General features: G+C 39.8%; 11 protein-coding genes. 6 read left to right on the forward strand and 5 right to left on the reverse strand.

Translation table 11 applies throughout. The features are described from left to right. Window positions 1–145 precede the first annotated feature (145 nt). Entirely contained in the window at window positions 146–532 is a 387-nt protein-coding gene (locus tag D0T08_RS25930) for an FtsL-like putative cell division protein (RefSeq protein WP_116985671.1), read from the forward strand. Window positions 533–562: 30 nt separating this feature from the next. After that, window positions 563–2,659 (forward strand): penicillin-binding transpeptidase domain-containing protein, encoded by a 2,097-nt coding sequence (locus D0T08_RS25935; protein WP_116985672.1) that lies wholly within the window; start codon window positions 563–565, stop codon window positions 2,657–2,659. 15 nt (window positions 2,660–2,674) lie between these two features. Here D0T08_RS25935 and D0T08_RS25940 read toward each other — a convergent pair whose 3' ends face one another. Further along, the gene (locus tag D0T08_RS25940; RefSeq protein ID WP_116985673.1) at window positions 2,675–3,658 is read right to left on the reverse strand and encodes a YpdA family putative bacillithiol disulfide reductase; all 984 of its coding nucleotides are present in this window, start codon (window positions 3,656–3,658) and stop codon (window positions 2,675–2,677) included. Window positions 3,659–3,895: 237 nt separating this feature from the next. On the opposite strand from D0T08_RS25940, the gene rseP reads away from it, so the two are divergent. From rseP to D0T08_RS25955, 3 genes are read left to right on the forward strand one after another with little or no spacing between them, the layout of a single operon-like run. After that, window positions 3,896–5,230: an RIP metalloprotease RseP gene (gene rseP / locus D0T08_RS25945; protein WP_116985674.1), complete on the forward strand. Its 1,335-nt coding sequence runs from the start codon at window positions 3,896–3,898 to the stop codon at window positions 5,228–5,230. A 60-nt stretch (window positions 5,231–5,290) separates the two neighbouring features. Continuing rightward, complete coding sequence (locus D0T08_RS25950) at window positions 5,291–5,812, forward strand: DUF6702 family protein (protein ID WP_116985675.1); 522 nt, start codon at window positions 5,291–5,293, stop codon at window positions 5,810–5,812. Between the two features lie 56 nt (window positions 5,813–5,868). Then, a complete protein-coding gene (locus D0T08_RS25955) occupies window positions 5,869–6,768 on the forward strand; it encodes a DUF1080 domain-containing protein (RefSeq protein WP_116985682.1) in 900 nt (299 codons plus the stop codon). Between the two features lie 262 nt (window positions 6,769–7,030). Here D0T08_RS25955 and D0T08_RS25960 read toward each other — a convergent pair whose 3' ends face one another. The 4 genes from D0T08_RS25960 to D0T08_RS25975 all read right to left on the reverse strand — a co-directional run bounded on the left by D0T08_RS25960 (window position 7,031) and on the right by D0T08_RS25975 (window position 14,426). Continuing rightward, on the reverse strand, window positions 7,031–8,800 hold the full coding sequence (locus D0T08_RS25960; RefSeq protein WP_116985676.1) for a RagB/SusD family nutrient uptake outer membrane protein: 1,770 nt from the start codon (window positions 8,798–8,800) through the stop codon (window positions 7,031–7,033). 13 nt (window positions 8,801–8,813) lie between these two features. Continuing rightward, on the reverse strand, window positions 8,814–12,395 hold the full coding sequence (locus tag D0T08_RS25965; protein WP_229239060.1) for a TonB-dependent receptor: 3,582 nt from the start codon (window positions 12,393–12,395) through the stop codon (window positions 8,814–8,816). A 267-nt stretch (window positions 12,396–12,662) separates the two neighbouring features. Then, complete coding sequence (locus D0T08_RS25970; protein ID WP_116985677.1) at window positions 12,663–13,703, reverse strand: FecR family protein; 1,041 nt, start codon at window positions 13,701–13,703, stop codon at window positions 12,663–12,665. A 129-nt stretch (window positions 13,704–13,832) separates the two neighbouring features. After that, window positions 13,833–14,426 carry an RNA polymerase sigma-70 factor gene (locus D0T08_RS25975; RefSeq protein WP_116985678.1) on the reverse strand — a complete coding sequence of 198 codons (594 nt, stop codon included), beginning with the start codon at window positions 14,424–14,426 and terminating at the stop codon, window positions 13,833–13,835. 220 nt (window positions 14,427–14,646) lie between these two features. On the opposite strand from D0T08_RS25975, the gene D0T08_RS25980 reads away from it, so the two are divergent. Continuing rightward, on the forward strand, window positions 14,647–14,964 hold the full coding sequence (locus tag D0T08_RS25980; RefSeq protein WP_116985679.1) for a hypothetical protein: 318 nt from the start codon (window positions 14,647–14,649) through the stop codon (window positions 14,962–14,964). Window positions 14,965–15,019: the final 55 nt, after the last annotated feature.

Consider the following 15,019-nt stretch of genomic DNA (forward strand, 5'->3'; position numbering starts at 1 on the left):
CCATAAGGGCGATTTTTTTGTTTCAAGATGATTGAGTGGCATTAAATTTACAAAAAAATTGCGGGACTTTTGAGGGAATTAGGAGATAATTCATACATTTGTTTTACAATCGTGCTTTAATAATAAACATAAAACATCTATCGGAATGGCTACAAATACTTTCCGCCACCGTTCTGCACCTGCTGTGCCCAAGGCGCCCAAAAAGGCCGGGCTTTTTGAACGCATCAACACATGGCTTTCTAATCGATTTAATTTAGGTGATTCTCTCCCTACCGAAACGCTCAAACGCATTGTCTGGTTAGGTGTTCTTTGTATCTTCTACATTTATATTCAGCATAGTTACGAAGGGTTTATCAAAAAAATTGATAAGTCTCGTAATGATCTGGAAGAAAGACGTGCAGAATATATCTCGCAGAAATCGCGCTATATGTTTGCCAGTAAACAATCTGAAATTGCTAAAAAGCTGACAGACAAAGGGCTGGAAGAAAACATTACCCCTCCTAATAAAATAGTCGTGAAAGAAAAAGAATAAGTCCTAAAATCCAGCAAATTTTATATAATCATGTCAGCGAAGCCCTCTATCCGTGAAGAAATTCAATGGCGAGCCAAACTTACCTTTGGTTTGATATTTCTGATAGGCTCTCTTATAGCTGCACAGATATTTGTTGTGCAGGTATTCCAGAAAAAGAAATGGATGAATAAGGTTGCGAAAGTACAGCGCAAACCTATGCAAATAAAAGCAACCCGTGGCAATATTTATGCGGCCGACGGTAGTAGCTTATTGGCTACCTCGGTGCCTCGTTATCGGGCTGGTTTAGATGTAACCAGAGCTAAAACCAAATATTTTGATAAACACATAGACTCGTTATCTGCGCTACTATCCGACTTCTTTCAGGATCGATCGGCTAATCAATACAAAGAAATGATTCTGAATGCCCGAAAAAGCAGAAAAGTAAAATTTGTAGCCTTTGGCGACCGACTGGTTGATTTTCAGGAAATGGAACAAATTAAAAACTTTCCGTTTTTCCGTGAGGGAAAGATGAAAGGGGGTGGTAAGTTTGAGCAACTCAATCGTCGGGTTATGCCTTTCGATGATATGGCTTTGCGTTCTATCGGAAAGTTAGATAGGGATACCCAAACTAAAGGAGACTTTGGTATTGAATTCAGTTTCAATAATTATCTGGCTGGAAAAGACGGTGTAGGACTTTTCCAACGCCTAGCTGGAGGTGTCTGGAAACCTGTGGAAGATACACCGGAGGTTCGTCCGGAAGCAGGCCAGGACGTAGTAACCACGATTGATGTTAACTTTCAAGATATTGTTGAAAGCTCTCTGCGTAATCAGGTAATCAGCACCAATGCCAAGTATGGCTCTGCTATTGTGATGGAAGTGGCTACAGGCCAGATTAAAGCCATTACCAATCTTTCGCGCAGAACTAAAAATGGTGAGACGTACTATACAGAAGACTTTAATTATGCAGTAAAAGGAGGTACTGACCCGGGCTCTACCTTTAAGCTGGCAAGTATGGTGGCTATATTGGAGAAAAGCAAATTAGGCTTAGATTCTCCTGCTGCCTTTTGTGGTGGATCTATCATGCATAATAATATAGAAATGAAATGTTCGGAAAGCCATGGGAACCAAACCTTGAGGCAGGTATTCGAGCACTCATGTAATGTAGGTATTTATGCCTTGGTTAAAGAGCATTTCGGGTTTTCGAGAGCCGATAACTTTGTTACTTACCTAAGCAATTTCAAATTAGATAAGCCTGTCGGTTTTCAATTGAGAGGAGAAACTGATCCTATTATTAAAACTGGAAAAAGCTCCACCTTTAGCTCAACTACCGTACCCTGGATGTCGATAGGCTATGAGACACGTCTGACACCTTTGCAGATGCTTACTTTCTATAACGCTATTGCCAATGGCGGGCACTGGGTACAACCTTTTATTGTAAAAGAAATACGCGAAGCCGATAGAGTGATAGAAAAATTTGAAGGACGCAAAGAAGACGGACAGATATGCTCCGACCGTACTATTAAGTTAGTTCACGAAATGATGAAAGGTGTAGTTGAAAATGGTACCGCTAAAAATATCAATACAGGTTTTTGCAAGGTAGCCGGAAAAACGGGCACCTCTCAGAAAAGAGAAAACGGTTATGTACAAGGGCAATATTATACAGCTTTTATGGGCTTCTTCCCTGCTGACAATCCAAAGTATAGTTGTGCGGTTATTATCGACGAACCGCAAGGATCAAATCTTTATGCGCGCGATGTAGCCGCTCCAGTTTTCCGTACCATTGCTGACAAGGTATTTGCTTACGATGTAGCCATACATCCTGCTAAAAACAAAAACAGCAATGTGCAGAAAATTGAAACGCATGAGCAAAGCGGTTATGCCGAAGATTTCAGGTCTGTAAGTGAAGCTTTAGGCTTGCAGAATGTACCGAGCAATGCCGGTTGGGCAAAAGCAGTGAGGAATGGCAACAGTATAGCCTGGCGTAAAGTGAATGATAATACCGATATGCCTAATGTAGAGGGCATGACGTTGCGAGATGCGATATATTTGTTGGAGAATAAAGGCTACAAAGTAAAGTATTCGGGTATAGGGAAAGTGGCTGATGTTGCTTTACAGGATACGAAGACGGTTTCTTTAACACTTCAATAAGTAAAAACCCCGCAATTAAACCAATTGTGGGGTTTTTAATATCTTCTGTACAATTTTCTCAGCGTGTACGCGTGAGTTTTCAATAAACAAGCTATGGGTATCCATACCGCCACAAATCACGCCTGCCAGATACACATTCTTCATATTAGTTTCCATTGTATCATCATTATATTCCGGTTTCATAATTTCATCTGCTGATAAGTTAATACCTATCTTTTTCAGAAATGGCAGATTAGGCTGATAGCCTGTCATTGAAATTACCCAATCGTTTTCGATGGTTATAATGCCCTCAGGTGTTTGTATATCTACTTCGTTTTCTCGTATTTCTGCAATTTCAGCATTAAAAAACGCCTTGATAGACCCCTCTTTAATTCTATTCTCAATATCGGGTTTAGCCCAGTATTTTACCCGTCTGCCAACCTCACCTCCTCTGATAACCATCGTAACCTCAGCGCCTTTACGCCAGGTTTCCAAAGCGGCATCTACTGCCGAGTTATTGGCTCCTACTACCAATACCTTCTGAAAAGCATAAAAATGCGGGTCTTTGTAATAGTGGGTTACATTTGGTAAATCTTCCCCATTTACTTTCAATTGCTGCGGAATATCATAAAAGCCTGATGCTATAATGATATGGTCGGTTTCATAGGTATTCTTTTTACTGATTACCTCATACCCTTCTGATTCCTTTGGCATTACCTGTAGTACTTCTTCAAAAAGCCTTACGTTCAGATGTTTGTGGGCAGCAACTCTACGATAATACTCCAGCGCTTCGCTACGGGTAGGCTTGGCATTATTTGAAACGAAAGGTACCTCCCCTATCTCTAGCCGTTCAGAAGTACTGAAAAAAGTCATGTTAGCAGGATAATTATATAAAGAATTAACCAGACAACCTTTTTCTAAAATTACATACTTTAAGCCCGCTTTCTGGGCTTCCAGACCACACGCAAGCCCTATGGGGCCTCCGCCAATAATAATTACATCGTACTTTACTGAATTCATTGAGCTATTGAAATATGATACTCTTGATTTGTTAACAAACTTTTCGTCAAAAAACGTTCTTTTCATTAATAAGTATGCTAATTTTGAATGTATTTTCGTTAGTAGTGGCATAGATTATGCAGGCCGAAAGGTGGAATTAACGGAAATGGAACGAACACCCAGGTATTTACGTTTCAAGAGAGGATATTTTATGGCTAAATAACCTACATATTATCTTAAAATTTATTCAATTTTCTAATGGCAGTATTAACAATGATTGGGCAACTTTTGCTTGCCTTAACAATTCTGGTCGGGTTACATGAGTTTGGACACTTCATCTTTGCTCGTATCTTCGGTATTCGGGTAAATAAATTTTATATATTCTTCGACTTCCTCTTCCCTCTTCCTAATGTTTTGAATTTTGCCTTGTGGAAAAAGAAAGCAGGTGATACAGAATACGGTTTAGGTTGGTTTCCACTAGGTGGTTATGTAGATATTGCAGGTATGATTGACGAAACCAAAGATGCTTCTCAGCTTGCATCCGAACCACAACCTGATGAATTCCGTTCGAAACCAGCCTGGCAGCGTTTGTTTGTGATGTTGGGGGGTATTATTGTCAATATTATTCTGGGTGTGTTGATATTCTGGGGTGTGAAATTTGTATGGGGTGATGAATATTACTCAAAAGCTGAAGTAAACAAAGCAGGTATCTATGCCTATCCATTAGCGCAGGAAATCGGATTAAAAAGTGGAGACAAAGTTTTAAAGGTGAATGGTGCAGATTATGGCGACTTTGGTGAAGTGCGTGCAGCTTTAATGCAGGAAAATACTGAATTTACGATTGAAAGAAATGGAGAAATCAAACAAATACCTGTTCCTAACGATTTAATTGACAAAGTAGCTACTAAAGTTCCTTTTATTGAACCGATTATGCCTTTTAAAGTAGGAGAAGTAACTAAAGACTCCCCTGCTGAGAAAGCCGGATTGAAAGAAGGCGATAAAATCGTTAAAATTGATAGCACACCTGTAGTCTACTTCCAACAGTTTCAGACTGAATTGGAAAAATTCAAAAATAAAAAAGTTGAATTATTGGTTGAAAGAGGCGGTCAGCAAGTGAAGCTCTATCCGGTTGTTACAAAAGAATCTAAATTGGGTTTCAGAGCACAATCAGAATTAATTTCAAGCACGCAAAAATACAATTTCGGAGAAGCTTTTGGTGTAGGTGCTAAAGAAGCATTATCGGTTATTCCTAATCAGATAAAAGGCTTCGGACGTATCTTTAAAGGACATATATCTGCCGGTAATGCTGTAAGTGGCCCGGTAGGTTTAGCACAATGGTTTGGTAGCTATTGGGATTGGGAAAGATTCTGGGGATTAACAGGTCTGCTTTCAATGGGTCTGGCCTTTATGAATGCTTTGCCGATTCCGGCATTAGACGGTGGGCACGTAGTAGTTTTATTGTATGAAATGATTACACGCCGCAAACCTTCTGAGAAATTTATGGAACGTACCCAACAAGTAGGTACTTTTATTTTATTGACACTCATGGTATTAGTACTCTTTAACGATACTTTCAAGGCATTGTTTAAATAATTCATTTGGTCGGGGTAGAATAGCTATGCGTTCTACCCCGATTCTTTATATTTTGCCAGCATGCACTTATTACACTTCATACTCTCTCTTACACTTCTTATTTTCCCGTTGCATCCTCAAAAAACCGAAAATAAGACAACATTACATGCTTTTCATACCTCTCTTACCGAAATACAGTATAATCCGAAGGAGAAATCTCTTGAAATAACCATTCGTCTTTTTACTGATGATCTGGAAAATGCACTCACTAAAATCAACAATGGACAAAAAGTAATGATTGGTGGCAAAAATGATAATAGTGATGCGGTATTGAGTAAATATATCCAACAACATTTTGCTATTATTACCCCTCAAAAACAGAAAAAAACGATTAACTATCTGGGCAAAGAGATAGAAGGCGATGCCACCTGGGTATATGTGGAGATACCTGAAAGCCAGATTGTAAAAGATCACATTCTCTACAATGACCTGATGCAGGAAATGTTTGATGACCAAACCAATCTGGTAAATTTCTTCTATGCAGGTAGTAAAAAGACCTTTCTTTTTAATTCAAAAGTGAAGAGTACTGCTATTGAGTTTTGATTTTTCGGGTAGAGTTTAATACCTTTAAGGATTCAACCTTATCTGTATTACTGAATATGAAAAACACACTTCTGGCCTTTATTCTAACGGCTTTTTGTATTGCTGCGCAAGCACAAAAAAATGACCCTAAAAAAGAAGAATGGCAACAGCTCTTTAATGGCAAAGACCTGACAGGCTGGGATATTAAAATAGCCGGACAAGAACTAAACGATAACTACAAAAACACTTTCCGTGTCAAAGATGGCATTCTGCAAATTGCTTATGATGAGTATCAGGAATTCGACGGAAAATTCGGCCATCTCTACTATAACCAGCCTTTTTCTTATTATAAACTACGCTTTACTTATCGCTTTGTAGGCAACCAAACCAAAGGTGGGGCCTCATGGAATGTCAGAAATAGTGGTGTGATGCTTCACTCACAATCTGCTGCCAGTTTATCAAAAGGGCAGGATTTCCCGGTTTCATTAGAATTGCAGATGTTGGGTGGTTTGGGTAAAGGCGAACGCCATACGGCTAATCTTTGCACCCCAGGTACACAGGTATATATCAATGGTAAACTCAATACCAATCATTGCATTGATTCGTGGTCGAAAACCTATGATGGTAACCAATGGGTAACTATAGAAGCCCTCGTTTTGGGAGATTCATTAATCCAACATTTAATAGATAACAAAGTAGTTTTTGCTTTTGAAAAGCCACAAGTGGGCGGTGGATTTGTAGGCAAGGATTATGGGTTTAAAGAGGCACATATAGATGATGCCGCTGCACAGGAATGGATAAAGAAAGATAGTACACCCTTAGGAGAAGGTTATATAGCTCTTCAAGCCGAAAGCCATCCGATTGAGTTTAAGGATATAGAATTGCTGAACCTGAAAGGTTGCATGGACCCCAAAGCACTTAATTTTAAATCATACTATATGAAAGCTGATAATACTTTGTGTAAGTATAAGAAGTAAGTTTTGGGTAGGAATATAAACTTCTTCTCGGTTCATGTGTTCACACAGGTTTTATCCATTATTTGTCCATAGATAATTCTTTTACGAGATTACTCTCAGAAGAAACGTTTAAATGCTAAAAAAAATAATCCTGATTATCAGGATTATTTTTTGACTTTAAAACATATGAAATTTGACTACTGAAGGTCCTCTATCTCCTCTGGTTATACCCGTGCCACCCCCTTTTACGGACTAGTATAGGGGTGACACGGGGTTGGAAGGCTTACCACCCAGGATTCTGACCTAACTTAGGATTGGTAATCAGGTCACCTGCTGGAATTGGGTATAAATAGTTTTTATCTAAGAATTTTCTTGGAATATTGTTCAACCATGTCAATTCTCCTGAATCTCCGTTGGATAATAGTTGAGGATTGGCTTTGCCAGCCACAACCGGTGCAACCTCTACATAGGTAACGCCTGCTACTCTGTTCGCTGGTAATGTTTTGTAGAAAGCTACATCCAGGATTCCATCTTCGTTCAAATCCATCGGTTTATCCAATTCAGGCACATACATACCGTTCCATTCCATTTGCATCAACTCTCCCCTTTTCCATCTTATAATATCATCGAAGCGGAAACCCTCTAAGCAAAGTTCGATACCTCTTTCACGACGTACTTCTAAAATGGTAGGGTCAGAGATATTCGGGAAGTATTTCTCTTGCAGATATGGGTCTACTACAGTTGGTTTTGAATTCAGACCGCCTGTAATACCTGCTCTTTTTCTTAAAGCACCGATAGTTGCAGCCCAGTCAGCATCAGTCAATGTACCCAATTCGGCTTTGGCTTCGGCATATGCCAATAGTACTTCGGCATAGCGGAAAATCGTAATTGAATTGATGTTCAAATCGCGGGTATCGTAATATACATCATCCATCGCCCATTTGATTGGCATATAACCTGTATAAGTATAAGAGAATACCGGAGGCGCAGGAACCAATGCACCAGTACTGATTCTTTTATAATCACCCGAACGGATGGTTTGTTGTAATCTTTTATCACGTCCTTTCACCTCATCTTTAAACAACATGGTTTTGTAATCAGGATTATTGGTAAAAGGGGTACCATCAATATTCAGATAAGTATTGATGAATGTGCGGATGAAACTGGCTTTATCGCCATAAGTACCACTTGTCCAATACCAGTTAGCGTCGTTCAAGGTATTCAATGCTAAATCACAAACAGCTGAAAGCATTACCTCAGTAGCGACAGGCGCAGGATTCTGAAACACAGTACGGTACGATTTGTCTGTTCCTGCACCATCGTATAGTTTATATCCTCCTTTGTCCATTACTTCCTTAGCGGCTGTAGCTGCCTGATTCAATAGATTAGCAGCCGAACCTGTCAAGCCTAAATTAGTATGGTATTTTCTGAAAGTACCTTCATGTAAGGCTACTCTTGCCTTAAAAGCATAAGCCACATATTTTGTTACCAGACTTCGGGTACCCTCGCTTGTAGCTGTAATGTTCTGACAAGCATAGTCAAGGTCGGCCAGTACCGAGTCCATTACCATCACACGTGAATCACGGCCTTTATAAAGCAGTTCAGTATCTGTAACTTCTAATGGTTTGCCAATCCAAGGCACATCGCCAAATCTTTTTACTTTAGCAAAATAAAAATAGGCTCTGAAGAACTTGGCAATACCCAGATAGTTTTTTCTGACTGCCAGAGGCACTTTAGGGTCGGTACAGTTGGCAATAAAATAATTGATATTACGCAAATCGCCCCAGCTCCAATCGGTGCTTACCTGTGCGCTATAATTGCCTTCAGTAATAAATGGAGGTGTGTCTTTACGTGCCAGGTAGTCAGACATCGCATCGGCTCTGTGCAGGTTTCTACCATTAAACATTGTGTAAAACGAGTTGGTATAGAGAATCAAACCGCTTTCGTTTGAAAAAATCGGACCCTTTGAGGTAGTTGCCTGTGGTAATTCTTCCAGGTCACAACTGCTAATCAGAACCGCAAAAAACAGGAAATAAATATATTTAAGTTTCATAATGTATTCAGATTTAGAATGTAATAGATAAACCAACTGTCACACTTTTCATTAACGGATAATTATAACCATCGCCTGAGTTGCCATTCGGGTTAAACACCTGATCAGAGGCTACTGCATTTTCTACATCTATATCTCTGGTAATTTTATGTAATGGTGAGAATGTGAAGAGGTTTTCTGCTGAAACAAATACTCTTGCGCCAGATGCACCAATTTTCGACATAACTGTTCTTGGCAGATTATACCCTACCTGAATATTTTTCAAACGGGCATAAGCTACATTCTGTAAGTATTTAGTTTGAGCAGCCACCAGTGTACCGTTGGCATTACTTGCAATCCGCGATACGTATCTTGGGAAGTACGCATCTTGATTATCTTCTTTCCAGATGTTGCCTATCTGGCTTTTAGGAATACCTCCGTATGGACGGTTGTACTGTCCCCAGAAAAGACTTGCTTCTGAGCTTGGGTACCAGTCTTGTTTGCCTACACCTTGCACAAATGCCGAGAAGAAGAAGTTGTTCCAGTCAGCCCCTAACATTACACCATAGGTATATCTTGGGGTTGAATTACCGATGATTGATCTGTCACCCGGATTCGATACGCGGCTTGTCCCATTATCAATTTTTCCGTCTCCATTTACGTCTTTGAATTTAATATCGCCCGGAAACCACAAGCCACTTGAAGCTGTTCTGAAAATGGCCTGACTGGCACTGTTTTTCACATCTTCTGCCGATTTGAAGAATCCCTCAGTGGTATATCCCCAGATTTCACCTACGGTCTGGCCTTCGTAATAATCGCTTAATTGTTTTTCAGGGTTATTGTATTTGGTAACCGTTGCGGTGTAATCGGCCAATGTCAATCGTATATCATAATTGAACGGTTTGGCTCCTACCGAAAACTTATCCCTATAAGAGAGCATCATTTCCCATCCTGTGGTTTTCAAATCGGCATAGTTACCTTTAGGTGCGGTTGCGCCGAATACTGCCGGAAGTGTCAGCCCCACCGTAAACATATCAGTAGTGGTTCTAATATAGGCATCTCCCACAAAATTCAGACGGTTACCCAGCATTGAAAAGTCTAAACCGATATTTTTGGTCGTAGCCGTTTCCCAAGTCAAGCCTTCAGGTAAAACTGTCGGGTTTCTGGTAATCTGTGGTCTTTGCCCTGCCAGAATAACTGATGATTGCGAAATACTAAATTGCTCTAAATAAGAATAGGATTTGATATTACCATTTCCTAAAGAACCATAAGAAGCGCGGACCTTCAGGTCAGAGATTATTTGTTCAGGTACTTTCCAGAACGATTCTCTTGAAAGTCTCCAGCCTAAGGATACTGACGGGAAGAAAGCATAGCGTTGATTGGCAGGGAATTTAGACGAGCCATCATAACGGCCATTCACCTCAACCAGATAGCGGTCTTTGAAAGAGTAGTTCAATCTTGAGAAACCTCCCATAATCTTCCATCTTTCCCAATCGCCCTGTGTAGTAATGGCCTGACCTAATGCCAAACTGATATCATTGGCATCTTCAAAGATAAGCCCATTACGTTGCGTTGTCAGCCTTTTATAGGTTGACTGTTCGTAGTTATAACCCACCATGAATTTCAGGTAGTGGTTGTCTTTAAATGTATTCTCATATTCAGTATAGAAATTGGTGGTCATGTAGGTTGTTTCTCTATAGACATTGCTCAGATAATTGGTAGTTGTACCTACATAAGCTATTACCCCCGGTCTGATACTGTATGGAATAGGAACGGCCTTGGTTCTATCGTTGTTGTCGGTATTCTGAATTGTGAAGTCTCCCTTGATTCTGAACTTATCCTTGAAGAAGTTAGTGGTAAATCCGGCGGTATTTCTGAACACTTTCTTGTTGTTATCAATACCGTTTTTGCCATAGTAAAAATCACCCACAGTATAGGCAGCTGAAGCGGTGAGCGTGCCATCAGGATTTAGTAGCGGTGATAATGGGTGGCCTTCGTCTGCGATATTCCGCCAGATACCACCACCTTCACCTACGTTGAGTGGATTATGGTATTTCATATCAGAATACTGCGACATATTAGTAATTTTCAACCAAGGGTATAGCTGGATAGAACCTTTACCTGTGAAGTTGAACACACTATAATCGTCTGAATTGTAGCGGAATAAACCATCCTGCCCGAAGTAACGACCTGTGAGCAAAAAGCTGGCTTTATCGCTGCTACCCGAAATGCTCAGGTTATGCTCTTTCGAGTTAGTCATGTCTTTATAAAGCAAGTCGTAGTAAGCAGTATTACCAAAATAAACATACTCGCCTGTGGCGGGGTCAATTTCTACTTCATTGGTGATACCCGCATCTTTTCTACGTTTGATTTCTGTCAGATAGGCCTGTGAGAATTTTAGGGTTTTATTGGCATTTTGTGGAAAAGTGCCTCCGAAATTCACAAAAGACTCGGCAAACATTGATGCCCATGTATAACCATCGGTCACCAGATCAGGCTTAGCAATAGGTGATTTGAACGAGTAATTGGTTGAATAAGTAACGCTTGTTTTGCCTGCTGATGGATTTTTGGTAGTAATCAATACCACTCCGAATACCCCTCTCGCACCATAGATAGAAGCAGAAGCGGCATCTTTTAACAAAGTAATGCTGGCAATATCACTTGGATTTAGCAAGCTTGGATCACCCTCTACGTTATCAATGAGTACAAGTGCATTACCCCCCTGCCCGATTGAGGTAGTACCTCTGATATTGAAAGCAGGCGCCTGATTAGGCTTTCCATCACCCATTCTTACGTTCAGATTAGGCATTACCCCTTGCAAACCCTGATTAACGTTCGTTACAGGGCGGTTTTCAAATACTTCGCCTGTTACCTGATCAACAGCACCGGTCAGGTTGGCTTTCTTTTGTGAGCCATATCCTACCACTATTACTTCAGATAAAACCTTTGTATCGGTTTTAAGTACCACATTCAAAGTGGTCTGGTTTCCCACTTCTATTTCCTGTGGGCTATAACCCACAAAAGAAAAAACCAGTACAGAACTGCTATTAGGTACATCAATTTTAAATTTTCCATCGCCGTCGGTACTTGTTCCTTTGCTGGTTCCTTTCAAGGTAACACTTACACCCGGTATACCACTGCCTGCATCGTCTTTTACTGTTCCGGTTATGGTCTGGTCAATGGGCATCAGGGCTACTTTTTCATCGTCTGCCGTTGCCGGATTGGTTTCGAGCCGAAACGAGCTTTTATCGGTGGTGGCTGGGCTCAGAATAATCTGCCCGCCTATGATTTTATAAGAGATTTGCTGTGGTTTTAAAAGCACATCTAAAACCTCCGACAGTTTCTTATCATTGATATTTACCGAAACTTTGCGATCAACCTGTATGGCTTTAGAATTATACACAAACTTGGCTTCGGTCTGCTGCTCAATCTGGCTGAGTATCGTCCGAAGTTTCTTGTCTTCGACCTTTAAAGATACCGACTTATTGAGCATCTCCTGAGCCTTCGTATCAAAGGCAAAAGCCCCTCCCATAAAGAGGATTGCTATCGTAAGCTGTAAAAGAGAGATTTTCATAATAGCCAGTAGGGTTTGACTAAATAGTTGAGGTTTTTTCATACTTTTGATTGTTTTGTTAAGTTTTCGAACGATTTGGCAAAACACTCCTTCTACTAGAATTGGCTCGCAACCAATTCAGAAGGGATTCCATAAAAGCCGGCAATGCTCGCAACATTGCTGGTTTTTTGTTTTTCAAGGCAAAATTAGGACTTGCAGAAAAGATCAGGTCATCATATTGGTTTATGTTTTGGTTAAGGTTTTATAGATAATAGGTAACTAAATTAATCTTTGTTGTTTCTGTAGAAACGAACTGCACCAGATAAAATCTCATTGACACCCCTTCCCACTCAACAGAATCGTGGTGCCTTTTACTTCATAGCTCGCACCTATGGCGGCACAGATAATGTCTAATTTGGTATAGAGAGTCTGGTGTGTAATATCGGCAGTAAGGAGACAGTTATTAATGGCTTCGTTTTCAACTAAAATATCTACACCATAGGCTTCACGAAGTTTGCTCAATACAGCCAGCACAGGCGTATCGTCGAACTCAAAAAAGACCCTGGTGTCTTGTATTTTAGGCGTCTGAATAATAGGATTCTTAACGATATTGGTAACAAAGAGGTTACTTTCGGCAAAAAAAGTAACCTTGTGATTTGGGGTTAGTACCACCCCATTGGTTTGATTATCTTTGTTGATATTGTGGTTTTCTTCTTCATAAACCGATACTCTGCCGGATACCACCTCTACTTCTATTTTCTTTACCCCATCAATGTTTTTCACATAGAAACTCGTACCTAATACTTTGGTAGTAACATTGCCGGTATAGACAAAAAATGGCTTTGTGGGATTTTTCTGTACCTCAAAAAAGCCCTCACCTTTTAAATAAACCTCCCGGTTAGCCTCACTAAACTTCTCCGGATAATGCAATTTGCTATGGGGTTGGAGTGTGACAGCGCTTCCATCTTCCAGGACAATTTTCATAGCCTGATTCGAGTTATTGGTTTTCTCAATCAACCCTTTCAGCCCGGCAGACTGATTAATAGATACAGACTCATCTGTTCTGTTTTTCAGATAAAAAGCTAAGGTTATTCCGAAAATCAATAGAATAGAGGCGGCTATTTTTGTAAGAATACTGGTATTTTGGAAAATGCTGAATGTTCTTTGCACTTGTGCTTCCGGCATCAGGTCACCTTTGGTATGTTTTCTTATTTTTTGCCATAATTGCTCTTCCAACTCCGCAGCATTCCACTCGACATCAGGCATATCGTCTAATAACTCATACCATTGCTCTACTACCTTTTGTTCGGCAGTAGTACATTGTCCGTGCAGGTATTTATTCAATAGTAGTGCAAAAGATTGGCGGTTCATGATTAACAGGTGGTTTTGTGTATAAGTCAAACAAGAAGCCTGTAACCGCAAATAATTTTAATATTTCTTTGAAAGTTTATATAAAAATGGTGATTTTTATAAATTTTCTTTAAATAGTTCAATTAAATTTTACTCATAAAAATAATGTAGAAAACGAAGATAAGCCAAAAATGAAAGAGTCATAAATTCTTTAAGATATACCCGCAAAATCCTCATGCCTTGCGTAATATGGTACTCGACCGTTCGTTCCGGAATAGAGAGTAGTTCTGAAATCTCTTTGACCGATTTGTATTCCAGACGGTTCAGCGTAAATATCTGGCGGGTCTTTTCGGGTAGTTTTTCAATGCTTTTTTCTATGGCTACAGATAGTTCATTAAAGGCAATTGATTCATCGACAGTTTCTGAAAGTTCGCTTTTATTAGCGGCGTATTCCATAAATTTATCCTGCAATATCTGCCGCCTGATATGATTGATAATAAGATATTTAAGTGAGGCATTCAGGTATGCTTCCAGATTATCAATGGCTATCTTATCTCGCTTTTCCCATAAGCTGATAAATAAATCCTGTAAGAGTTCTTCGGCTATCTGTTTTGAATGAATTTTGAACTGGGTAGTTCGGAGCAGTTTACTAAAATATCGCCTATAAATTTCCTCAAACGCACCCTCGTCTCCCACCAAAAGGAGCTTCACAAGAAGTTCATCGCTGAGTAATTTATATTCCATAGGTTAGAGAATGATATACAAATGTATACTAATCCATCGAAACAACATAATCATTATACAACCACATCCCAACAGTCTGATTATATCAAAAACTACCCTAAACACTTTGAAAACACAAGCTTAAGTCTGAAATTCAAGGAGCATCTGGGTAGATCGCCCATTCTGGGACACCTGGTCGGGACGCCTATTCTTAGATAAGAATCCACAAACCACTATTGCCATGAAAGAAGAGAAAAAGAAAGTCAGGACAGATAACAGAAGCCTAACTGACTATGTATCTGAATATGGCCATCAAGTCTACAACTACTGTTTTTCAGGGAGAGCCCATAAGACCCTCTCCTGTTTTTTTGGTATCTTTTACTATCATAAAGAAATGGAAAAAGAAGTATTCAGGAGCAGCGAAAGCGTATTTAAAAAAGCTATTGGCTATACTTACCGGCAGGTAGTTTCCGGGTCTATTAAAGTTCCAACCACTCAAGCAGCAGTGGAAAAGGTTACCAATATGTGCACTGCCCCCAAAAAGTTAGACACATCTTGAGGGTATTTGTATGAGAAAGAGAAACAAATATACTTATGAGTTTAAGCTTCACTGT

The sequence above is a fragment of the Emticicia sp. C21 genome, assembly GCF_003418935.1.
Classification (GTDB): domain Bacteria; phylum Bacteroidota; class Bacteroidia; order Cytophagales; family Spirosomataceae; genus Emticicia.